Source organism: Mycobacterium sp. NGS27, assembly GCF_059813005.1.
Genome location: NZ_JCALDT010000004.1, coordinates 388,265 through 408,848 on the forward strand (window position 1 = coordinate 388,265; position 20,584 = coordinate 408,848).

Below are 20,584 nucleotides of genomic sequence, written 5' to 3' on the forward strand. Positions count from 1 at the left end.
CGACCGGGAAGGTAGCTCGGTGCGACTCACCTTTGACACCGACGTGGAAGCGTTTCGCGCGGAGTTCGTGAGGTTCCTGACCGAACATCTGCCGAGCCAAGCCCAGGCCGGGGAGCGGCCCTCGTCGACCTCGCACATGCCCGAGTGGTCGCGTCGCTGGCAGCGGCTCCAGTTCGACCACGGGTGGCTACTGCCGGGCAACCCGCCGGAATTCGGCGGCCGCAACGCAAACATCCTGAAGCAGTTCGTACATCGCGAGGAGTTGTCGCGCCGCCGGATCTATCACTGCTTCAATCCGCAAGGCGTCGGCATCATCGCGGCGTCGCTGTTGTCCTTCGGCACCGAGGAACAGAAGCGGCGCTGGGCCGTTCCCATCCTGCGAGCCGAAATGACCGCGTCGCTGGGAATGAGCGAACCCGGAGCCGGCTCCGACCTGGCCGGGCTGCGAACCAAGGCGGAGTTGATCGGCGATGACTTCGTGGTCAACGGGCAGAAGGTGTGGACGTCTGGCGCTCATGACGCCGACGTCATCCTGACCTTCGTTCGCACGGACCCAAAGGCCCCCAGGCACAAGGGAATCAGCGCGCTGCTCATCCCGACCGACACTCCGGGGGTGGTGCGTCGGCCCTTCCCGCCGGTCTATGACCGTGACGAGTTGGACTTCAACGAGGTCTTCTTCAACGACGTCCGGGTCCCCACGGACAACCTGGTCGGCCCGCTCAACGGTGGGTGGCAGGTGGCCAACGGCTCCCTCGGCCACGAGCGCACCCTGATGTGGATGGCCTTCGCGAACCGGCTCGAACAGCTGCTCGAGAACTACCGGCCGGCGGACGCGGTGAACGCGGACCACTACGCCACTATCGTGATGGACTATTACGCGCTGCGGCTGCTCGGTTCGGCTGCGCTGGGGCGCGCGGCCCGGGGTGAGGTAGACGTGGCGGCGCTGTCCGTGCTGAAGGTCTTCGGTTCGGAGGCCGAGCAGAGCGCACTCCGGCACGCACTGGACGCGGCGGGGGCCGACGGTTTACGCGACAAAATGCTCACGGCTCCGTACAACCCTTACGCCCCCGACCTTTTCACCGCCGGCTGGTTCGCGCGCTACATCAGCAGCTACGCGGGCACCATCGCGGGCGGCACCTCGGAGATTCAGCGCAACATCATCGCCCAGCGCGTCCTCGGATTGCCGTCGCGCTGATCTTCAGCGGGCCGCTCAGATACTTGGACACAGGGACGACAGGAACTCCTGAGTACGACGCCGCGATTTGGTCCGCTCGCTGATGTCCTTGCCCAGCGGCACGATTCGCACCGCGAGGTCGGTGACGCCCGCGTCGCGATACCGGTTCAGCCGATCCAAGACGGCCGCCTCGTCGCCGGCCGCCATCGTGTCGCCGACGTCTGCGGCGTCGCCGTGCTGCAGCAGCCGCACGTAGTTCGGCGAGAAGTCGGCGTGCCCGAGCACCTCGCTGGCGTAGCCGCGAGCACCGTCGGTCTCGGCGTTCGAGCAGAGTGCGACGGGCACCCCGGCGACGATCCGTGGCGCGGGCCGCCCGGCCCGGTCAGCCGCCGCGGTGATGCGCGGAACGACGTGGTCTGCGATTGCCCGCTCGTCCGCCATCCACAGAACGGTTCCGCCGGAACGCTCCCCGGCGAGCTGCAGCATCGTCGGACCGAGCGCTGACAATAAGACCGGCATCTCGAACCCGTCGGTGACATCGACCGGTGAATGGACGCAGAAGCTTTCGTTGTCGACATCGACGCTCCCGGGCCCGGCGAAGGCCGAGCTGAGCACCTCGAGGTAGTCACCCATCAAGCTGGCCGGGCGATCATAGGGCAATCCCAATTGAGAGTTGACGATCCAATGATGCGAGGGTCCGATGCCAAGCGTGAACCGCCCGTCACACACGGCCTGGGTGGTCAACGCTTGTTGCGCCATGATCATCGGATGGCGAGTCTGGATCGGCACGACGGCCGTTCCGATCTCGATACGATCGGTGGCCTGTCCGATCAGGGCCACGGCGGTCATCGCGTCGAGGTAGCCGGGGACCTGGGGCATCCAAAACGCGGTGAAACCGTCGGTTTCGGCGGCGACACCATCATCGACCAGTCCCGCTAGCCGATCGGCGCGCGAGCGCTCCTTATCAGAACCAACCATCAGGCCGATGCGCACACGACCCCTTTTCTAGGGCACATACCGGTCCCACTCGTACGGAACGACCGCGAAAAAGGGTGCGGCGAAAAAAGGTTCGATGTCCGACTCGGCCCACCGGGTCTTGAGCGCCGGGTGCAGCCGTTTCGCGGTGGCGATCGGATCGTCATCGAGGAAGCAGTATGTGATGGTCTGATTCTCTTGCGCACTGGCCAAGCCGGCGTCGACCCGAAACGATACTGCGGACCAGACACCCGCGACTCCGTCGACCTCCAACAGCGGGTTCGGCGATGCCGATCCTCGCTCGACCAACACGAAGGCGCCCCGGACGGGCAGCCAGGGCAGCACGTCCGACCCGACCTTGACGCGCGGCGCGGCCGCTTTCCGTTGCACGCCATAGACGCCGCGCTCCACCGGTGGCAGCAGCGGGAGCTTACGGTCGGCATTGCCCAATGCCGTTGACAGCTCGTTGAAATCCTGCAGCCCGGCCGGGTCGGTGAAGAAGTAGGTCATCATGTGGTCGACGGCGTCCAAGGGCCCGTCGATGATCGCCCGGGCGGAGCGGCAGGCCGGCGTGGACACCAGGCGCAGTGAGGCGCGCACAGCGGCCAACCGGTGCTGCTCGGGGCGGTGGTCCAGGGTGTGCCAGCGTAGGTACTCCGCGTCCTTGCCGTCGGGGTGCCGGGTCGCCATGGAGACGAACAGGGTAGTGATCTCGCCACTGCCGGTGGCAAGGATCTCGGTGACCTCATCGGACGGCGTGCCGGGAAGGTGCATAGCCGTCGTCACGCTCTCGCCGGATCGTGCTGGGGCCGAGGAATTTCGGGATGTCGTGCCGCGACCATGCGCCGGAACCCCTCTCGCCACGGCACCTTGGTGCGCCCGAGGACGTCGTGCATGCGGGTGACGTCGGGCCACAGCGGCGTGTGCGCCTGATCTGTGTACTCGAAGATCGGCTCGACACCGACCAACTCACCCATGAAGGCGCAATACTCCTCGACGCTGACCGTCTCGCTACCGGCCCAGTTCACCACCACGGGCGGCACCGCGGCGACCTCCATCGCACGGATGCCGAGTTCCACATAGTCGTCTTCATAGATGGGGTTGTAGTTGTTCGGCTTGTCCGGATGCAACCGAATGGGCTTGCCCGCCAACATCGCATCGAGACGATCGGCGGGTGCACCGCCTTGGGGGCCATACGTCGAACAAATGCGGATGATCGTCAGCGGAATCCGGTAGTGCTTGGCGATCCAGGTGCACACCGCCTCGGCGGCAACCTTGGAGAAGCTGTAGTTCGCCCGCAACGGCGCCCCCGGTGGATCGGTCTCGGTCAGCGGTCGGTGGCCCTGGTAAGCGTAGATCGAGCCGGTAGAGCAGAAGACGAAACCCTGTGCGGCGCGGCAGTGGTACAGCAAGTCGCCGGACGCCTGTGCGTTCGTTTCCACGCAGCGGTTCCAGTCGTCCACGCCGGGGTCTACGGCCGCGTGGAATACGTAGGTGAAATCGTCTGGGAGAGAGGAGAAGTCCCCGTCGCCGACGTCCAGCGCCACGGGTTGGATCCCGGCGTCCGCGAGTTTCTGCCGGGCCGCGGGGTCTTTCAGGCGCGCGGCGCCCCATACCTCGTTTCCCGCCGCCGCCAGGGCACGCGCGATGGGGAACGCGATCTTGCCGGTCGCGCCGGTGATCAGGATCTTCTCTGCGTCGAGCAATCAGCCCTCCGAATGTTAAGTACTTGATATCGCGTCTGGAGCATAACCTTCGGCCGCAAGTAAATGCCACAGGCCAGAGCGGCTCGCTGCTGCTTCGCTTTGAATCTGGCCGTGGCGGTACCGACGGAATAAGCTGTGACCAGCCAGCGTGGGGATGGCGCCAAGGGAGGCCCACCATGAGGTGGTTTTTGGGTCGTCTGACAGTTGTCGTCGCTGTTGCCTTCGTGCCGATGGCGGCCGCGGTGATCGCGACGCCGGCAATCAGCTCGGCGGAGTGCGATCCCAACATGTCGTTCAACGTGGCGACGTGGGAATGCAAGCCGATGGCGGGCCCACCGGCGTGGTATGCGGCCCCACCTGCATATGCACCGCCGTTTGCCGCGCAGGACGTGCCGCCGCCCCCACCGCCACGGCCATGGTGGTTACCGAACGAACCGATGTGGAATGCCGGCTTTCACCAATGGGGTACCTATTTCACCGGCACCTGGGTGCCGTACTGACGGCAAGCCGCTCCTCGCCTGATAGGCGGCACGATCGCCGCCAACGCCATCTAGATCATGCCTCTCGGCAGTGATAACGTGATTCTCCGATTCGTATAATGGGGCTACCGCCCGCCGTCCGACTCCCGGAGGTGACGTGCCAGAACCCGGACGTCCTCTGCCCCTGATCACGCAGGACAACGAATTCTTCTGGACCTCGGGCGCCGACGGCAAGCTCCGGCTGCAGGAATGCCAGGCGTGCCAATCGCTGATCCATCCGCCGGCGCCGGTGTGCCGGTATTGCCGGTCACTGGACATCGGAATTCGGGAGGTCTCCGGCAGGGCGACCCTCGCCGGCTTCACCATCAACGAGCGATTCAGCCTGCCCGGGCTCCTCGCGCCCTACGTGATCGCGCAGGTGGCGATCGCCGAGGACCCCCGGGTGCGACTGACCACCAACATCGTCGACTGCGAATTCGACGACCTCGAACTCGGACAGCAGGTCGAGGTCACCTTCGAACAGGTCGAGGACGTCTGGTTCCCACTGTTTCGGCCCATCCCCGGCGTCGAGCCCGCTCCCCTGCCGGTCGACGAGATCGCACCGGAACGCTTCGGCGAGTACGTCCGGCCGATGCTCACCACCGAGAAGTTCGAAGACAAGGTCGCGCTGACGGGTATCGGCATGTCGCCGATCGGGCGCCGGCTCATGCAGCCGCCACTGGCGCTGACGGTGCAGGCGTGCGAGGCGGCGATCGCCGACGCGGGCCTGACCTATGCCGACATCGACGGCCTGTCCACCTACCCCGGCGCAATCAACGTGGCGGGGATGGGCGAGGGGGGCACCACTGCCCTTGAGGCCGCGTTGGGCATCCGGCCGACATGGCATAACGGCGCGATGGAAACGTTCGGCCCGGGTGGCTCTTTGATCGCCGCGATGCTTGCGGTCGCGGGGGGGCTGGCGCGGCACGTGCTGTGCTTCCGGACGGTGTGGGAAGCCACCCATGGCGAGCTGATGAAGCAGGGCAAGATCGCCCCGTCGATGGGCCGAATGTCGGGCTGGCAGATGCCGTTTGGCGCCACGTCCGCGGCGCACACCCTGGCGATGAACGCGCAGCGGCACTTTCACCGGTACGGCACCACGAAAGAAACGCTGGGCTGGATCGCGCTGAACCAGCGCGCCAACGCCGAACTCAACCCGACGGCCATCTACCGGTCGCCGATGACGATGGACGACTATCTCAACGCGCGGCCCATCACCACGCCGTTCGGTCTCTACGATTGTGACGTGCCCTGCGATGGCGCCATCGCCGTCATCGTCTCGGCCGTCGACGCCGCCCGCGACCTGGCCAAGCCACCGGTGCTGGTGGAGGCCGTGGGGACGCAGATCATCGAGCGAATCGACTGGGATCAAAGCACTTTGACGCACGAGCCACAGGTGCTGGGCCAGGCGGCGCATGTGTGGACGCGCACCTCGCTGCGGCCGGCAGACGTCGACGTCGCCGAGCTGTACGACGGGTTCACCATGAACTGCCTTTCCTGGATCGAGGCGCTGGGCTTCTGCGGGATCGGTGAGGCCAAGGAATTCCTGGACGGCGGCAAGAACATCGCGCGCGACGGACAGCTGCCGCTCAACACGCACGGCGGTCAGCTTTCGCATGGCCGCACCCACGGCATGGGCCTGTTGCACGAGGCCGTGACCCAGCTGCGCGGCGAGGCCGGTGACCGCCAAGTCACCGATGCCCGCGTCGGTGTGGTCAGCAGCGGCGGACTGACCCCCAGCGGCGTGATCCTGCTACGGGCCGACACATGAGCGCCGCCCCCCGCCCCCGGCTCGTCATCGTCGACGGGGTGCCGATGTCGGCGTTGGTCGCTGAGGCCGAAGATCCCAAGGCCGTGATCGTGGCGATCCACGGCGGCGGCACCACCGCGATGTATTTCGACTGCCCCGGTCACCCGTCGTATTCGCTGTTACGGGCCGGCGCCGCAGCAGGATTCACCGTGGTGGCCCTCGACCGGCCCGGCTATGGCAGCTCGGCACCGTATCCCGACGCGATGGTGTCGGGCGAGCAGCGCGTCAACCTTTCTTACGGTGCTGTCAATCGCATCCTCGACGAACGACCGCGTGGCGCAGGCGTATTCGTGTGGGGGCATTCGGGCGGCTGCGAGCTGACCGTACGGATGGCCGCCGACGCGCGGGGTGCCGACCTGCTCGGCATCGAGCTCGCGGGCACGGGCCGGCACTACCACCCCGCGGCCAAGGAGATACTGAAAACGGCTACCCGCGAACACCGCCCGTCGGGCATGCGCGAATTGCTGTGGAGCCCAGAGGAACTCTATCCTCCTGAGGTGCTCGGCGGCGCCACGGTTTCGCCTTCGGCCCCCGCTTACGAGGACCAGATGGTGTCGGACTGGGCGCGAAAGACGTTTCCGGAGCTCGCGCCCGCAGTGCGCGTCCCGGTGCATTTCAGCATCGCCGAACACGAAAAGGTCTGGCAGACCGACGATGCGGCGGTCGCCGAGATCGGCACCCTGTTCGCCGGGGTCCCGAGGTTCGTCGTGCATCGGCAACCGGACGCGGGGCACAACATCAGCCTCAGCCACGCCGCCCCCGCCTACCATTCGAAAGTTCTTGCATTCGTGCAGGACTGCGTGGCCGAGGGTTCAACGGACACGCAATCCGATCTGGAGGCCGGCTGATGCGCGTCGGGTTCATCGGGTTGGGCAGTCAGGGCGGCCCCATGGCGCGCCGGATCGCCGAAGGCGGCTACCCCACCACGTTGTGGGCGCGCAGGCCGGAAGCCCTCGAGGCGTTCGCCGACACCACAGCCAAGATCGCCGGATCTCCGGGCGAACTCGCCGCAGCCAGCGACCTGGTCTGCCTCTGCGTAATCGGCGACGCCGACATCGACGAACTCGCCTGCGGCGAGAACGGATTGCTGTCGGCGATGAAACCGGGCGGCGTCATCGCCGTGCACAGCACGGTGCACCCGAACACCTGCCGAGAACTTGCGACCAAGGCCGCCCCGCTGGGCGTATCCGTCATCGACGCGCCGGTGAGCGGCGGAGGAGGGGCGGCGGCCGAGGGCCGCCTGCTGGTGATGGTCGGCGGCGACACCGACGTCGTCGAGCGCTGCCGCCCGGTCTTCGAAACCTATGCCGATCCGGTCGTGCACCTCGGTGAGCTGGGTTCCGGACAGACCACGAAACTGCTCAACAACTTGCTGTTCACCGCCCACCTGGCCACCGCCGCCACCGCCCTGTCATTGGCCAAGGAGCTGGGCGTCGAACCGGACCGTCTCGCCGAGGTGGTGTCGCGCAGCAGTGGCAGCAGCTTCGCGCTGAATGCCCTGGGTGGGATCGGTGGGCTGGATCGGCTGGCCGGTGTCGCGGGTGGGCTGCTGCAGAAAGACGTTCGGTTGGTGGTCGACCTCGCCGACCGGGCCGGAGCAAACGGCGGCGCCGTGCTCGATGCGGCCGATGCGGCGCTGACCATGATGGACCACCCACGATGAGAGCTCAACAGGGTGCGAAATGCCAGCGTTTTGGTCTTTCCGGTTCGTCACGAAGGTATTACCGTTAGCGTTACAGTCCCGGACTCCGCTGTAAAGGTTTCAGCCCGCCCTCGCCGCTGAGGAGGATTCAGTGACAAAACCGAAGGTCGTCTTCGATCCGTTCTCGGAGGAGTACTTCAACGATCCGTTCGAAATCTACCGACGGATGCGTGAGGATGCTCCCCTGTACTACGACGAGAAAGAGGACTTCTACGCGCTGACCCGCCACGAAGACGTGTCGGCCGCGTTCAAGGACTTCGAGACGTATTCCTCGGCGCGCGGCTGCGACCTTGCGATGGTGCGCAAGGGCATCTCGCCCGAGCAGAAGTCGATCATCTTCATGGATCCCCCGGAGCACCGCCACATGCGCAGCTTGCTCAATAAGGCGTTCACCCCGCGGGCCATCCAGTCGCAGCGCGAGACGGTCGTCGAAGTCATCGAGAAGTATCTGGGCGCCGCCAATCCCGACAACTTCGACGTCGTGCAGGACTTCTCCGGACCGTTCCCGGTGGAGGTCATTACCCGGATGGCGGGGGTGCCGGAGGAATACCGCCAGCAGGTGCGCCTGTGGATCGACACCAGCCTGCATCACGAGCCCGGGCAGATCGAGGTCAGCGAGGCCGGCATTCAGGCGAACATCGACACGGCGATGTACTACTTCGGTCTGATCCAGGAAAGGCGCGCGGAGCCGCAGGACGACATGATCAGCAGGCTGATCGCGGCCGAGATCCCCGGTGAGGACGGACAGCCCCGCAAACTGGACGACATCGAGATCACCGGCTTCGCAACGCTATTGGGTGGTGCCGGCGCCGAGACGGTGACGAAGCTGCTCGGCAACGCGGCGGTGCTCTTCGCCCGTCATCCCGAGCAATGGCAGAAGCTGCAGGACGATCGCGACAAGATCCCGGGCGCGGTGGAGGAGCTGCTGCGCTACGCGGGTCCGGTGCAGTACAACGTCCGTTACACGCTGAAAGAGGCCCACGTCAGCGGTGGCGTGATTCCGGCGGGCAAACCGGTGTTCCTTTGCGGCGCCGCGGCGAACCGCGACCCGGAGGCCTTCACCGAGGCAGACACATTCGATATCGAGCGTGACCAGACCGAGGCGCAGCATCTCGGGCTCGGATACGGGATTCACAGTTGCCTCGGCGCGGCGCTGGCCCGCATGGAGAGCAGGGTCGCGCTGGAACACCTGCTCGACTTCATGCCCCGATACGAAGTGGACTGGGCGGGGTGCAAACGGGTGAATATGCAAAACGTGGCGGGCTGGAAGAACGTGCCCGTCAAGGTACTTCGTTAAAGGAGGCCACAATGACGAAGAAGATCGAAGTCGATTGGGGACTCTGCGAGAGCAACGGTGTGTGCATGGGCATCAACCCGGAGATCTTCGAACTCGGCGACGACGACATGCTGACCGTCCACCAGGAAGAGGTCACCCCGGAGAACGAGGCGGACGTGCGCGAGGCCGTCCGTCAATGCCCCCGGCAGGCGATCTCCATCGTCGGGGAGTAGCGATCAGAATCCGGAGAGGATGACCGCATTGCAGTCGGCGGCGGCCTGCCGCAGTTTCGCGGCTTCCTGGTAGCCCTCGGACTCGTACCATGCCCGAGCCGCATCGACCGACTCGAATTCCAGCACGACGGTCTGGTCGCCGTGCCAGTCGCCTTCGATGACCTTGGGTGCGGTGTCCACCGCAAGGATGGTGGCACCGCTCATCGCCGAACCGGCGGCTTGGGCGTAGGCCTTCATGCCTTCCGGGTCCTTGATGGCCTCGGTGAGGATGACATACCCTTTGGCCACTCGAATCTCCTTACTCGTCCGTAACTTTGGTCATTTCTCGCTGATCGCCTGCTCGGGACAGCATTGGATCGCCTCGACAGCGGCGGACTCCAATTCCGTTGGGACATCGGAATCTATGGCCTCGGCGTAACCGTCGTCGGTCAGGCTGAACACGTCGGGGCACAGTGTGAGACACATTCCATGGCCGCGACACTTCTGGTCGTCTACCCATACCTTCATGCCAGCGTGAACTCCAGGTGTAGTTCGGTCAGGCCGCGCAGGATATAGGTCGGAACATATTGGTAGCTGCGGTCGTTCGCCGGCCCGTGAACGCTCTCGTCGATCCTGATGTCCGTCGTGCGGTCGAGCAACCGCTCGATCGCCACCCGGGTCTCGGCCCGGGCCAGGGGCGCGCCGGGGCAGCTGTGGATGCCTCGCCCGAACGAGATGTGTTGGCGCGCATTCTTGCGGGCCGGATCGAAGATGGCGGGTTCTTCGAACCGGCGCGGATCCCGGTTGGCCGCCGCCTGCAGGATCATCACGGTGCTGCCCGCGGGCAGGTCGACCCCGCCGACGTTGACCGGCCGGCGGTTCATCCGGAAGTCGCCCTTGACGGGGCTCTCGTAACGAAGCGACTCTTCGATGAAGTTCGGAATCAGGCTGCGGTCCTTGCGCAGCTGTGCCTGGATGTCGGGCCGTTCCCCGATGGTCTGCAGCGCGGCGCCGAGCAGCCGGACCGTGGTCTCCTGACCCGCCGAGAAGACGTTGCTGGCAACGCGGGCCACGTCCTCGACCTCCGGGGTGGAGCCGTCGGGATACGTGGCGGTCGCCAGGCCGGTGAGCACGTCGTCGCGCGGCGCATTGCGGCGATCACGCACATAGTCGGAGAACAGGCCGTAGAGGAACTCCAGCGGACTGTGGGCCAGGGATCCCTTGGTGCCACCGACGCCCCCGCCTGCGTGCTCGGCGATGCCTTTGACGAACTTGTCGCGATCCTCGATCGGCACTCCGAGCAGGTCGGCGATGACCAGCAGCGTGAACGGGCCCGCGAAGCCCTTGATCCACTCGCCGCGCCCCGGCGCCAGGAAGTCGTCGAGCGCCTGGTCGGCGAGCGCCCACATGGCGTCCTCGTTCTCCTTGAGGCGCTTGGGAGTGATCAGCCGCATCATCAGGGAGCGGTGGTTGGTGTGCGTAGGCGGGTCGAGCGTGGGCAGTTGGTCGCTGAACGGCAGCTCGTCGCGATGCTCCTCGATCAGCTCGGTGATGTCGTCACCCTCGATCGGCACCGGAAAGCCGGGGAACGGGCCGGTCACCGAGATGCACGAGGACCAGGTCTCGGCGTCGTTGAGCACCGCGCACGCCTCGTCCCAACCGGTGATCATGGTGACGTCGTGATGGCTCTCGCGTGTCACGGGGCACCGCTCCCGCAGCGCCTCGTAATAGGGGTACGGGTTCTGGATCAGCTCGCTGCCGCGGAAGAAGTCCAACTCGGAGAATTTGTTCGCCATCTCCCGCTCCTTGAATCTCGGCTAGTGAGAACGTGCCTCTCGCAGATGAGTATTACATTTTCACACAGGCTGGTGGTCGTCAACGACGGACCCCGGCACGAACGTCAGGCCGCGACGTAACCCCGGTTAGCTGGCGGGGACCAGGTCTGCGGCAACCGACGGCCAAGCGAGCAGCCCGCTCCGGAAGGTCTCCACGTGACCGACTGAGGCGTGCGGCACCGACGCCGCCGCCAGGGCTTGGGCCTTGAACGTCTGCGCGGCCATGCTCAGTTGGTGTTGCACCAGCCCGACGCTGTCGTCTAGTTCGGATGGCCAGTTTTCTCCCCACAGCGTGACCTCGGTGACGCCGTGATCCAGGGCCTGCAGCACGCCTTGGCGCACCCGTGCGTCGCAGCCGAACAGGTCCGCCGCCGCCGCCAGGGCCTGCGGGCGGGGACGCGATCGCACCGTCGCCAGCGCGTCTTCCAGGTCGAGCACCTGGGCCCCGATGATCTGCAACGGCCGGTCGTCGGGGTGGTCGGCGACCAGCACGGTGACGTCCCAACCCGCCATCGACCTGTCGAAGATCCAGCCGCCGGCGAACCTCACCACGTCTATGACGGTGGCGGCGACGACGTCGAGCCGGTATCTCATATCGCCTCGGGCTTCTTCGGAGGTGCGAAATCCCGCGCCAGTGTCTCGGCGTACTGCTTGAACGCCTCGGCTAGCGGGATCGAAGGATCGAGTAACCATGTGGTTTCCATTCCGTGGACGAAGGCGAGGATTTCTACTGCCTTGACGGCGGGGTCTATGTCTTTGCGGTACCGGCCGTCGGCCTGACCGCGACGGATGAGGTCGGCGACGATGTCGGTCGCGGCCCGGTGCCTGGCGAGCATGCGGTCGTGCAACGGGGCGTCGGGAAGGATGTTCTCGACCAGCAGCACCGTGAACGTGCCCACGAGTTCGGGTGCGCGGTGAAAACGGTCCGCGACCGCGGCGATCTGGTCGAACAGGTCACCGGTCCGGTCGGCGTGAGTGTCGTCATCCAGGTCGCGGGCATCGAGCACCGCGTGCAGCAGCTGCTCCTTCGATTCGAAGTGATGCAGCAACCCGGCGGGGGTGACCCCGGCCTCGCCGGCGATCTGGGCGAGTGTCGTGCTGCGCCAGCCGTTGCGGGTGAGCAGGCGTTGCGCGACGTCGAGAATCCGCTGTTTGCGGTCCTCGCCCTTGGCGAGCAGCGTGTCGTATCGCCGTGCGACGGGCACCGGGACCCCCTCAAGCCACGTTGTATCGACGTCGGGAAACCAACCTAGTGAACACACAGTAGGTTAGTTTGGCCGCTGTGACAAGGGTCACGCAGAGCAAGATTTTGTGGATGCGGCTGGCCGCGGCTCTTAGCTCACCAGCTCCACCAGCGTGGCGTTGGCGGTGCCGCCGCCCTCGCACATGGTCTGCAGGCCGTAACGAATCCCGTTGTCGCGCATGTGATGCGCCATGCGTGTCATCAGCACCGCTCCGGACGCACCAAGCGGATGTCCCAGCGCGATGGCGCCGCCCAGCGGATTCATCCGTGCCGGGTCGGCCCCGGTCTCGGCCAGCCACGCCAGCGGCACGGGGGCGAAAGCTTCATTGACCTCGAAGGCGCCCACGTCGGACAGGCCAATGCCGGCCTTGCTCAGCACCTTTTCGGTCGCCGGGATGGGGCCGGTGAGCATCAGCACCGGATCCGCTCCGGTCACCGCGCCCGCCAGGTACCGCACGATCGGGGTCAGACCCAGCTCGACCGCCATCTCGGCGGTGGTCACCAGCAACGCGGCGGCGCCGTCGGAGATCTGTGAGGAGTTGCCCGCGTGGATCACGCCGTCCTCGGCGAAGGCCGGCTTGAGCGTCGCGAGCTTCTCGACGCTGCTGCCGCGCCGCACGCCCTCGTCGGCGGTGACGACGTTGTTGTCGGCTCCGTCGACGAACACCGGCACGATCTGCTCGGTGAAGGCGCCGCCATCCTGGGCCGCGGCGGCCCGCTCGTGGGATTCGACGGAGAATTCGTCGAGCCGGGTGCGCGAGAATCCCCACTTCTTGGCGATCATCTCCGCCGACAGACCCTGGTTGAAGGAGAAATCGTCATAGCGGGCAAGGACTTTCGGGCCATACGGCATACCCGTCGCCCGGGCCGAACCGAGCGGAACGCGACTCATGACCTCGACTCCACCGGCCACGACGACATCCTGCTGGCCCGACATCACCGCATGCACGGCGAAGTCCAGCGCCTGCTGGCTCGACCCGCAGGCGCGGTTGACGGTGGTCCCGGGAATGGTCTCGGGCCAGCCGGCGGCCAGGACCGCGTAGCGCCCGATGTTGCTGGACTGGTCGCCAACCTGGGACACGCAGCCCCAGACGACGTCGTCGATGATGTCTGGACCGATGCCGGTGCGTTCGATGAGTTCTGTCAGTACGACCGCGGAGAGGTCGGCGGCATGCATGCTGGACAGCGCGCCGTTGCGCTTTCCCACGGGCGTACGCACGGCCTCGACGATGACTGTTTCACGCATATCTTTGCCCAACCTCTCAGTCGCCGAGCGTGCACTGAGGGCGAAAAAACCGCAACAATCCCGCCGTCAGTTCACGTTCGATGACAAACAAACTACCTAGTAGCTTCTCGGCAGCTTCAGGACGTTGGCTCCCAAGAAGTTCAGGATCATCTCCTGGCTGACCGGCGCGATCTTCATCAGCCGGGCCTCGCGGAAGTACCGTGTGATGTGGTACTCCTCGGCGTAGCCCATGCCGCCGTGCGTTTGCAGCGCCCGGTCCGCGGCGGTGAAGCCGGCGTCGGCGCACAGGTACTTAGCCGTATTGGCCTCGCGCCCACAGGGTTTGCCGTTGTCATAGAGCCAGGTGGCCTTACGCAGCATCAGTTCGGCGGCATCGAGTCGGGCCAGTGAATCGGCGAGCGGAAACTGCAAACCCTGGTTCATCCCGATGGGCCGGCCGAAGACCTCGCGCTCGTTGCCGTATTTCACCGCCTTCTCCAGCGCCACCCGGCCGATACCGAGCGCCTCGGCCGCGATGAGCATTCGCTCCGGGTTGAGGCCGTCGAGGATGTACTGAAAGCCCTTGCCCTCCTCGCCGATTCGGTCCTCGACAGGCACCTCGAGATTGTCGATGAACAACTCGTTGGAGCTGACCGCGTTGCGGCCCATCTTGCGGATCGGGCGGACGTCGACCCGGCTGCGGTCGAGATCGGTGATGAACAGCGTCATCCCGTCGGTCTTCTTGGTGACCTCGTCGTAGCTTTGCGTCCGGGTGAGCAACAGGATCTTGTCGGATTCCATCGCCTTCGAGATCCACACCTTGCGTCCGTTGACGATGTAGCGATCGCCGTCACGCTTGGCGAAGGTGGTGATACGCGAAGTATCAAGCCCGGCACCGGGTTCGGTGACGCCGAAGCACACGTGGACCTCGCCGGTCGCGACGGCGGGCAACGTTCGGGCCTTGAGCTCGTCGGAGCCGTGCACCACGACCGGCTGCATGCCGAAGATGGACAGGTGGATCGAGCTCGCCGCGTTCATGGCACCACCCGATTTGGCGACCTCCTCGAGCAGGATCGTCGCCTCGGTGATGCCGAGGCCGTGACCGCCGTACTGGGTGGGGATGGTCATTCCCAACCAGCCGCCGTCGGCGATGGCGCGGTAGAACTCGGTCGGGAATTCGTGCGCCTGGTCTTTTTCCATCCAGTACTGGTCGTCGAATTTCCCCGCCAGCTCCGCCACCGACCGACGGATCAGCTCCTGGTCATCCGTCAGCTCAAAGTTCATTCCAGCCACCGGTGGCCTCCTCTTCTCAGCGCGAGCTGGGGGTCCCCCCGCGTGCGGGGGAACACAAAAGCACCCGACACGCTGACAAAGTAGGTGCTTTTGCGTCTGCTCGGCGACAGTCTCGCGCTCAGTCCTTATTGCCGGTAAGGGCTTTCGCGTTGGCCGCGAAATCGGCAAAGGACGCGCCGCCTCGGCCGTCCTTGGCGTGGCCCGCCGCCTTGATGGAAACGTCATGCCCCTCGGCGGCCTTACGCAGCGCACCGACGGTGGCCTGTTCACGCGAAATGTGCGTGAAGGGGTCGAACGAGTACCAGCGCATCGCGTTCTCATAGGTCATCTTGTTGATCTCGTCGTCGGGAACGTTATTGATGGACAACACATCCCATAACTCTTCCGGCGCACCCGGCCACATCGAGTCGCTGTGCGGGTAGTCGGCTTCCCAGCAGATGTTGTCGATGCCGATCATGTTGCGCAGCGCCACACCCACCTTGTCGCTGATGAAGCAAGTCAGGAAGTGGTCGCGGAACACATCGGACGGCAGCTTGTCACCGAAGTTCTGATGCGTCCAGGTGGAGTGCATTTCGTAGGTGCGGTCGGCGCGCTCCAGGAAGTAGGGGATCCACCCGGTGCCGCCCTCGGACAGGGCGATCTTGAGGTCGGGGTACTTCTTGATCGGTGCCGACCACAGCAGGTCCGCCGCGGCCTGCACGATGTTCATCGGCTGCAGCGTGATCATCACATCCATCGGCGCGTCCGGCGCGGTGATCGCCAGCCGGCCCGAGGACCCGATGTGGACGTTCATCACGGTGTTGGTGTCGCACAACGCTTCCCACAACGGGTTCCAGTATTCGTTGTGGAAGCTCGGGTAGCCCATCGCGGCCGGGTTTTCGGTGAAGGTCAGCGCGTGCACGCCCTTCTTTGCGACCCGGCGGACCTCGGCGGCACACGCCTCGGCATCCCAGATCACCGGGATGGCCATCGGAATGAACCGCGCCGGGTAGGCGCCGCACCACTCGTCGATGTGCCAGTCGTTATAGGCCTGCACCAGCGCGATGGAGAAGTCGTGATCGTCGGTGACGAACAGCCGCCCGGCAAATCCCGGGAAGGAGGGGAAGCAGATCGAAGCCAGGATGCCGCCCGCGTTCATGTCCTTGACGCGTTCGTCGACGTTGTAACAACCCGGCCGAATCTCGTCGAGCCCGGTCGGCTCGATGCCGTACTCCTCCTTGGGACGACCGGCGACCGCGTTCAATGCCACGTTCGGGATGACCGTGTCGCGGAACTTCCACATATCCGAGCCGTCATCGTTGTGCACCAGCCGGGGTGCGTCGTCCCGGTACTTCTTCGACAAGTGGTTCTTGAACATGTCGGGCGGCTCGACGGTGTGGTCGTCGACGCTGATCAGCATCATGTCTTCTTTGTTCATGAGCTTCCCTTTCATCGGATCCATCGGATCGATCACAGCCTCGGCGAACCGCTGTCCCGTGCCAAGATCACTGAAATGAAAACTATCTTCTCGCCAGACGAGAATCAACATTCATAGGTTGCTGCGGCCGCATGCAGCGGCCTGACCTGCGGCCCAGCAGTCCGGCGAATTTCCCACCGCCATGCGGCAAGGCCATGAGGTAGACGCCGGCGTGACACGTCGGTGCGGCCGGGCCCGGTCACGCCCCGACCGTCCGGCCGCCCGGGTGCGCCAGGCGGCTCCCACGCGCGCCCGCTCGGCACGCCGGCATTGACCGAGCGCGCGTTTCGTGCCAGTCTGTTAGTTGCAAATGAGAATATGATTCTCTTTCACCGAGAGGACACTGCCGATGCGCCTGCAGCCGCTCCCCGCCGACCAGTGGGACGAGGCTACCCAGCAGGCACTCTCGGCCATGCGGGACGCGGACACCAACAACGCGCTTTCCACGCTGGCTCACCACCCAGCGCTCGCCAAGGCGTTTCTTCGATTCAATGTCCACCTGTTGACGTCGTCCACACTGCCGGCCCGCATCCGCGAACTGGCCATCCTGCGGGTGGCCCATCGTCGCCAGTGCGCATACGAGTGGTCGCACCACGTGCGGATGGCCAAGGATGAAGGGATCACCGACGAACAAATCGCGGCGGTGCGGCGATTCGGCGATGGCGGCGCGGAGGACCTCGACGCGTTCGATCGCGCGGTGATCACCGGGGTCGATGAGCTGGATGAGAAGTCGGAGTTGTCCGACCAGACTTGGGCGGCGCTGGGCGAGCGCCTCAGCGACCAGCAGCGCATGGATTTCGTCTTCACGGTCGGCTGCTACGCCCTGCTGGCCATGGCCTTCAACACTTTCGGCATCCAACCCGAACACGCCGACCAGCACTGATCAAGAGGAGTAAGAACGTTGCCGCACTTCCCGAAACCAGCCGCCGGCAGCTGGACAGAAAACTACCCCGACCTCGGGACCGCGCCGGTTGACTACACCGACTCGATCGACCCGGCGTTCTTCGAGGCCGAACGCGACGCGGTGTTCCGGAAGACGTGGCTGAACGTCGGCCGGGTCGAGCGCCTCCCCCGCACCGGCAGCTACTTCACCAGGGAACTGCCGTCGGCCGGCAAGGGCACGTCGGTGATCATCACCAAGACCAAGGACGGGACGGTCAAGGCGTACCACAACGTCTGCCGCCACCGGGGAAACAAGTTGGTGTGGAACGACTTTCCCAACGAGGAGACCTCCGGCACCTGTCGTCAGTTCACCTGCAAGTACCACGCCTGGCGCTACAGCCTCGACGGCGACCTGACCTTCGTCCAACAGGAAGAGGAGTTCTTCAACCTCGACAAGAGCAACTTCGGCCTGGCACCCGTCCGGTGCGAGGTGTGGGAGGGCTTCATCTTCATCAACTTCGACGACGACGCGGCGCCGCTCATCGACTACCTCGGGCCGCTGGCCAAGAGCATCGAGGGCTACCCCTTCGGCGAGATGACGGAGACCTACTCCTACCGGGCCGAGGTCGGCAGCAACTGGAAGCTGTTCATCGACGCGTTCGTCGAGTTCTACCACGCGCCGATCCTGCACCAGGGGCAGTACACCAAGGAAGAGGCCGCCAAGATCCAGAAGTTCGGCTACGAGGCGCTGCATTACGAGCTGGCCGGACCGCACAACCTGCAGTCGACGTGGGGTGGCCAGGCGCCGCCGGAGGACATGTCCATGGTCAAGCCCATGGACCAGGTGTTGCGCAGCGGTCTGTTCGGTCCGTGGGACAAGCCAGAGATCATCGAAAAGCTGGAGCTGCCACCGGGTGTCAACGTGAAGAGGGTGCCGCAGTGGGGAATCGACTCGTGGCTGTTCTACCCCAACTTCATGCTGCTGATCTGGGAGCCGGGCTGGTTCCTGACCTATCACTACTGGCCCACCGCGGTGGACAAGCACATCTTCGAGTCGACGCTGTATTTCGTTCCGCCCCGCAATGCGCGGGAACGGCTGGCCCAGGAGCTGGCGGCGGTGACGTTCAAGGAGTACGCGCTGCAGGACGCCAACACGCTGGAAGCGACCCAGACCATGATCGGCACCCGGGCCGTCAAGGAGTTCCTGCTCTGCGACCAGGAAGTGTTGATCCGTCATCTGCACAAGACGACCGCCGACTACGTGAAGGAGCACCAACGCAATGGCGTTACCGTCTGAATTCGCGGCCCTGGAGCCCTATTTGGATTGGGACCTGGCCACCGAGCCCGAGCGCTACGCCAAACGGCTGGCCTCGACGATGCCCGAGATGCAGGCCTTCTATGACGTGGCCTTCCCGAAGCTCAACGCCGTCATCGAATATGTCGACAAGTTCCCACTGGACGACTTGCCCGACGACGCAAAGACATTGATGCACATGATGCAGTCACTGGTCATGGTCTCGTTTCCCATCGAGGCCTGGAAACAGCCGCGCGTTCCCGACAGCGGCGCGGCGTGGGTTGAAGTGATCAGGGAGCCGGTGATTTAGGCGGTGCTGACGATCAAGGCCGCAGGGCTCCTCGATATCGATGCCGGTGAGATCGTTCGCCCGGGCATTCTGCAGATCGAGGACGATCGGATCGTCGGTGTGGGCGGCGATCCCGAGGGCGAAATCATCGACCTCGGCGACCAGATTCTGTTGCCGGGCCTGATGGACATGGAGGTCAACCTCCTGATGGGCGGGCGCGGCGAGACACCCGGGCTGTCCCAGGTGCAGGACGACCCGCCGACGCGGGTGCTGCGCGCGGTCGGCAACGCCCGACGCACGCTGCGCGCCGGTTTCACCACCGTGCGCAACTTGGGCCTGTTCGTGAAAACCGGCGGCTACCTGCTCGACGTCGCGCTGGCGAAGGCCATCGACGCGGGCTGGATCGACGGGCCGCGAATCGTCCCGGCCGGCCACGCCATCACGCCCACCGGCGGTCACCTGGACCCGACGATGTTCGCCGCCTTCATGCCGGGCGCGCTCGAGCTCACGGTCGAAGAGGGCATCGCCAACGGGGTCGACGAGATCCGCAAGGCGGTGCGCTACCAGATCAAGCACGGCGCCGAACTGATCAAGGTGTGCGTTTCCGGCGGCGTCATGTCGCTGACCGGCGAGGCTGGGGCGCAACACTATTCAGACGAGGAACTGCGCGCGATCGTCGACGAGGCGCACCGGCGTGGGCTGCGCGTCGCCGCGCACACCCACGGAGCGGAAGCGGTCAAGCACGCGGTCGCGTGCGGCATCGACTGCATCGAACACGGCTTCCTGATGGACGACGAGGCCATCCAGATGCTGGTCGACAACGACCGCTTCCTGGTGACCACCCGCAGGCTCGCCCAGGCGATGGACGTGTCGCGCGCCCCGAAGGAATTGCAGGACAAGGCGGCCGAGATGTTTCCGAAGGCGGAAACGTCGATCAAGGCCGCCTACGAGGCCGGGGTGAAGATCGCGGTCGGCACCGACGCCCCGGCCATCCCGCACGGCCGCAACGCCGATGAGCTCGTCACGCTGGTCGAGTGGGGCATGCCACCGCTGGCGGTGCTGCGGGCGGCGACCGTCACCGCGGCCGAGCTCATCAACGCGAGCGACCGGGGCCGCCTCGCGGCGGGCCAGCTCGCCGATATCATCGCGGTGCCCGGAAACCCGTTGGAAGACATCACCGTCACCCGAAACGTCGGCTTCGTGATGAAAGGCGGCAAGGTCTATGTCGACGCCCGATCAGTCTAAGAGTGGCTCAAGCCGAACTGACGACCTCGTCGAGATTCAGCAGCTGCTCGGCCGCTATGCGGTCACCATCACCCAGGAGGACATCGAGGGCCTCGTCGCCGTCTTCACGCCCGACGGCACCTACAGCGCCTTCGGTGAGACCTACAGCCTCAGCCGATTCCCGGAATTGGTGGCCGCGGCCCCAAAAGGCCTGTTCCTCACCGGGACCGCGGTGGTCGACCTGGACGGTGACGCGGCCAGCGGCACCCAGCCGCTGTGCTTCATCGATCACGCAACCCACGACATGCGGATCGGCTACTACCGTGACACCTATGTGCGAACCGCCGACGGGTGGCGGCTGAAGACCCGCGCCATGACGTTCATCCGCCGCAGCGGTGTGCACGACTCCGGACGCCCGCACGCGATCGGGCGTCCCGCCGGTGACTCCGCGGCCCAGGCAGCGACCTAAA

General features: G+C 65.4%; 23 protein-coding genes. 12 read left to right on the forward strand and 11 right to left on the reverse strand.

Annotated features, from left to right (window positions below; genetic code table 11):
* The first annotated feature begins 19 nt into the window (after nt 1-19).
* Complete coding sequence (locus AC5Y30_RS13350; RefSeq protein WP_499918724.1) at nt 20-1,195, forward strand: acyl-CoA dehydrogenase family protein; 1,176 nt, start codon at nt 20-22, stop codon at nt 1,193-1,195.
* A 15-nt stretch (nt 1,196-1,210) separates the two neighbouring features.
* On the opposite strand, the gene AC5Y30_RS13355 is transcribed toward AC5Y30_RS13350, so the two are convergent.
* The 3 genes from AC5Y30_RS13355 to AC5Y30_RS13365 are packed head-to-tail and all read right to left on the reverse strand — an operon-like array spanning nt 1,211 to nt 3,855.
* The gene (locus tag AC5Y30_RS13355; RefSeq protein ID WP_499918725.1) at nt 1,211-2,167 is read right to left on the reverse strand and encodes an LLM class F420-dependent oxidoreductase; all 957 of its coding nucleotides are present in this window, start codon (nt 2,165-2,167) and stop codon (nt 1,211-1,213) included.
* 12 nt (nt 2,168-2,179) lie between these two features.
* Nucleotides 2,180-2,923 (reverse strand): hypothetical protein, encoded by a 744-nt coding sequence (locus AC5Y30_RS13360; protein ID WP_499919028.1) that lies wholly within the window; start codon nt 2,921-2,923, stop codon nt 2,180-2,182.
* A gap of 8 nt (nt 2,924-2,931) precedes the next feature.
* On the reverse strand, nt 2,932-3,855 hold the full coding sequence (locus tag AC5Y30_RS13365) for an NAD-dependent epimerase/dehydratase family protein (protein WP_499918726.1): 924 nt from the start codon (nt 3,853-3,855) through the stop codon (nt 2,932-2,934).
* Between the two features lie 176 nt (nt 3,856-4,031).
* Here AC5Y30_RS13365 and AC5Y30_RS13370 point away from each other — a divergent pair, with 176 nt between their 5' ends.
* From AC5Y30_RS13370 to AC5Y30_RS13395, 6 genes are all read left to right on the forward strand, one after another.
* Entirely contained in the window at nt 4,032-4,355 is a 324-nt protein-coding gene (locus tag AC5Y30_RS13370) for a hypothetical protein (protein ID WP_499918727.1), read from the forward strand.
* A 136-nt stretch (nt 4,356-4,491) separates the two neighbouring features.
* The gene (locus AC5Y30_RS13375) at nt 4,492-6,144 is read left to right on the forward strand and encodes a thiolase C-terminal domain-containing protein (protein ID WP_499918728.1); all 1,653 of its coding nucleotides are present in this window, start codon (nt 4,492-4,494) and stop codon (nt 6,142-6,144) included.
* Entirely contained in the window at nt 6,141-7,031 is an 891-nt protein-coding gene (locus tag AC5Y30_RS13380) for an alpha/beta hydrolase (RefSeq protein WP_499918729.1), read from the forward strand. The genes AC5Y30_RS13375 and AC5Y30_RS13380 overlap by 4 nt, the downstream gene beginning before the upstream one ends.
* A complete protein-coding gene (locus AC5Y30_RS13385) occupies nt 7,031-7,846 on the forward strand; it encodes an NAD(P)-dependent oxidoreductase (RefSeq protein WP_499918731.1) in 816 nt (271 codons plus the stop codon). Before AC5Y30_RS13380 ends, AC5Y30_RS13385 begins: the two co-directional genes overlap by 1 nt.
* A gap of 130 nt (nt 7,847-7,976) precedes the next feature.
* Complete coding sequence (locus AC5Y30_RS13390; protein WP_499918732.1) at nt 7,977-9,182, forward strand: cytochrome P450; 1,206 nt, start codon at nt 7,977-7,979, stop codon at nt 9,180-9,182.
* 11 nt (nt 9,183-9,193) lie between these two features.
* A complete protein-coding gene (locus AC5Y30_RS13395) occupies nt 9,194-9,394 on the forward strand; it encodes a ferredoxin (protein ID WP_065031025.1) in 201 nt (66 codons plus the stop codon).
* Between the two features lie 3 nt (nt 9,395-9,397).
* Here AC5Y30_RS13395 and AC5Y30_RS13400 read toward each other — a convergent pair whose 3' ends face one another.
* The 8 genes from AC5Y30_RS13400 to AC5Y30_RS13435 all read right to left on the reverse strand — a co-directional run bounded on the left by AC5Y30_RS13400 (nt 9,398) and on the right by AC5Y30_RS13435 (nt 16,386).
* Nucleotides 9,398-9,682, reverse strand: a complete 285-nt coding sequence (locus tag AC5Y30_RS13400) for a DUF1330 domain-containing protein (protein WP_499918734.1) — start codon at nt 9,680-9,682, stop codon at nt 9,398-9,400.
* 30 nt (nt 9,683-9,712) lie between these two features.
* Nucleotides 9,713-9,901: a ferredoxin gene (locus tag AC5Y30_RS13405; RefSeq protein WP_499918735.1), complete on the reverse strand. Its 189-nt coding sequence runs from the start codon at nt 9,899-9,901 to the stop codon at nt 9,713-9,715.
* Nucleotides 9,898-11,169, reverse strand: coding sequence for a cytochrome P450 (locus AC5Y30_RS13410; protein ID WP_499918736.1), 1,272 nt, complete (start codon nt 11,167-11,169; stop codon nt 9,898-9,900). The genes AC5Y30_RS13405 and AC5Y30_RS13410 overlap by 4 nt, the downstream gene beginning before the upstream one ends.
* A gap of 126 nt (nt 11,170-11,295) precedes the next feature.
* A complete protein-coding gene (locus tag AC5Y30_RS13415; protein WP_499918738.1) occupies nt 11,296-11,802 on the reverse strand; it encodes a hypothetical protein in 507 nt (168 codons plus the stop codon).
* Nucleotides 11,799-12,413: a TetR/AcrR family transcriptional regulator gene (locus tag AC5Y30_RS13420; RefSeq protein ID WP_499918739.1), complete on the reverse strand. Its 615-nt coding sequence runs from the start codon at nt 12,411-12,413 to the stop codon at nt 11,799-11,801. The genes AC5Y30_RS13415 and AC5Y30_RS13420 overlap by 4 nt, the downstream gene beginning before the upstream one ends.
* 129 nt (nt 12,414-12,542) lie before the next feature.
* The gene (locus tag AC5Y30_RS13425; RefSeq protein ID WP_499918740.1) at nt 12,543-13,697 is read right to left on the reverse strand and encodes a thiolase family protein; all 1,155 of its coding nucleotides are present in this window, start codon (nt 13,695-13,697) and stop codon (nt 12,543-12,545) included.
* Nucleotides 13,698-13,793: 96 nt separating this feature from the next.
* Nucleotides 13,794-14,960: an acyl-CoA dehydrogenase family protein gene (locus tag AC5Y30_RS13430; RefSeq protein ID WP_499919029.1), complete on the reverse strand. Its 1,167-nt coding sequence runs from the start codon at nt 14,958-14,960 to the stop codon at nt 13,794-13,796.
* 127 nt (nt 14,961-15,087) lie between these two features.
* Nucleotides 15,088-16,386: an amidohydrolase family protein gene (locus tag AC5Y30_RS13435; RefSeq protein WP_499918741.1), complete on the reverse strand. Its 1,299-nt coding sequence runs from the start codon at nt 16,384-16,386 to the stop codon at nt 15,088-15,090.
* 388 nt (nt 16,387-16,774) lie between these two features.
* Here AC5Y30_RS13435 and AC5Y30_RS13440 point away from each other — a divergent pair, with 388 nt between their 5' ends.
* From AC5Y30_RS13440 to AC5Y30_RS13460, 5 genes are read left to right on the forward strand one after another with little or no spacing between them, the layout of a single operon-like run.
* On the forward strand, nt 16,775-17,308 hold the full coding sequence (locus tag AC5Y30_RS13440) for a carboxymuconolactone decarboxylase family protein (protein WP_499918742.1): 534 nt from the start codon (nt 16,775-16,777) through the stop codon (nt 17,306-17,308).
* 18 nt (nt 17,309-17,326) lie between these two features.
* Nucleotides 17,327-18,604: an aromatic ring-hydroxylating oxygenase subunit alpha gene (locus AC5Y30_RS13445; RefSeq protein WP_499918743.1), complete on the forward strand. Its 1,278-nt coding sequence runs from the start codon at nt 17,327-17,329 to the stop codon at nt 18,602-18,604.
* Complete coding sequence (locus AC5Y30_RS13450) at nt 18,588-18,911, forward strand: hypothetical protein (RefSeq protein WP_499918744.1); 324 nt, start codon at nt 18,588-18,590, stop codon at nt 18,909-18,911. Before AC5Y30_RS13445 ends, AC5Y30_RS13450 begins: the two co-directional genes overlap by 17 nt.
* A gap of 3 nt (nt 18,912-18,914) precedes the next feature.
* Complete coding sequence (locus tag AC5Y30_RS13455) at nt 18,915-20,135, forward strand: metal-dependent hydrolase family protein (protein ID WP_499918746.1); 1,221 nt, start codon at nt 18,915-18,917, stop codon at nt 20,133-20,135.
* On the forward strand, nt 20,113-20,583 hold the full coding sequence (locus AC5Y30_RS13460; protein ID WP_499918748.1) for a nuclear transport factor 2 family protein: 471 nt from the start codon (nt 20,113-20,115) through the stop codon (nt 20,581-20,583). Before AC5Y30_RS13455 ends, AC5Y30_RS13460 begins: the two co-directional genes overlap by 23 nt.
* The last annotated feature ends 1 nt before the right edge of the window (nt 20,584 follow it).

Excerpts from the sequence above, each read along its gene's own strand:
- AC5Y30_RS13360 (WP_499919028.1), bottom strand. The coding sequence starts at position 2,923 with ATGCACCTTCCCGGCACGCCGTCCGATGAGGTCACCGAGATCCTTGCC.
- AC5Y30_RS13370 (WP_499918727.1), top strand. The coding sequence starts at position 4,032 with ATGAGGTGGTTTTTGGGTCGTCTGACAGTTGTCGTCGCTGTTGCCTTC.
- AC5Y30_RS13380 (WP_499918729.1), top strand. The coding sequence starts at position 6,141 with ATGAGCGCCGCCCCCCGCCCCCGGCTCGTCATCGTCGACGGGGTGCCG.
- AC5Y30_RS13385 (WP_499918731.1), top strand. The coding sequence starts at position 7,031 with ATGCGCGTCGGGTTCATCGGGTTGGGCAGTCAGGGCGGCCCCATGGCG.
- AC5Y30_RS13395 (WP_065031025.1), top strand. The coding sequence starts at position 9,194 with ATGACGAAGAAGATCGAAGTCGATTGGGGACTCTGCGAGAGCAACGGT.
- AC5Y30_RS13405 (WP_499918735.1), bottom strand. The coding sequence starts at position 9,901 with ATGAAGGTATGGGTAGACGACCAGAAGTGTCGCGGCCATGGAATGTGT.
- AC5Y30_RS13410 (WP_499918736.1), bottom strand. The coding sequence starts at position 11,169 with ATGGCGAACAAATTCTCCGAGTTGGACTTCTTCCGCGGCAGCGAGCTG.
- AC5Y30_RS13415 (WP_499918738.1), bottom strand. The coding sequence starts at position 11,802 with ATGAGATACCGGCTCGACGTCGTCGCCGCCACCGTCATAGACGTGGTG.
- AC5Y30_RS13425 (WP_499918740.1), bottom strand. The coding sequence starts at position 13,697 with ATGCGTGAAACAGTCATCGTCGAGGCCGTGCGTACGCCCGTGGGAAAG.
- AC5Y30_RS13430 (WP_499919029.1), bottom strand. The coding sequence starts at position 14,960 with ATGAACTTTGAGCTGACGGATGACCAGGAGCTGATCCGTCGGTCGGTG.
- AC5Y30_RS13435 (WP_499918741.1), bottom strand. The coding sequence starts at position 16,386 with ATGAACAAAGAAGACATGATGCTGATCAGCGTCGACGACCACACCGTC.
- AC5Y30_RS13440 (WP_499918742.1), top strand. The coding sequence starts at position 16,775 with ATGCGCCTGCAGCCGCTCCCCGCCGACCAGTGGGACGAGGCTACCCAG.
- AC5Y30_RS13450 (WP_499918744.1), top strand. The coding sequence starts at position 18,588 with ATGGCGTTACCGTCTGAATTCGCGGCCCTGGAGCCCTATTTGGATTGG.
- AC5Y30_RS13460 (WP_499918748.1), top strand. The coding sequence starts at position 20,113 with ATGTCGACGCCCGATCAGTCTAAGAGTGGCTCAAGCCGAACTGACGAC.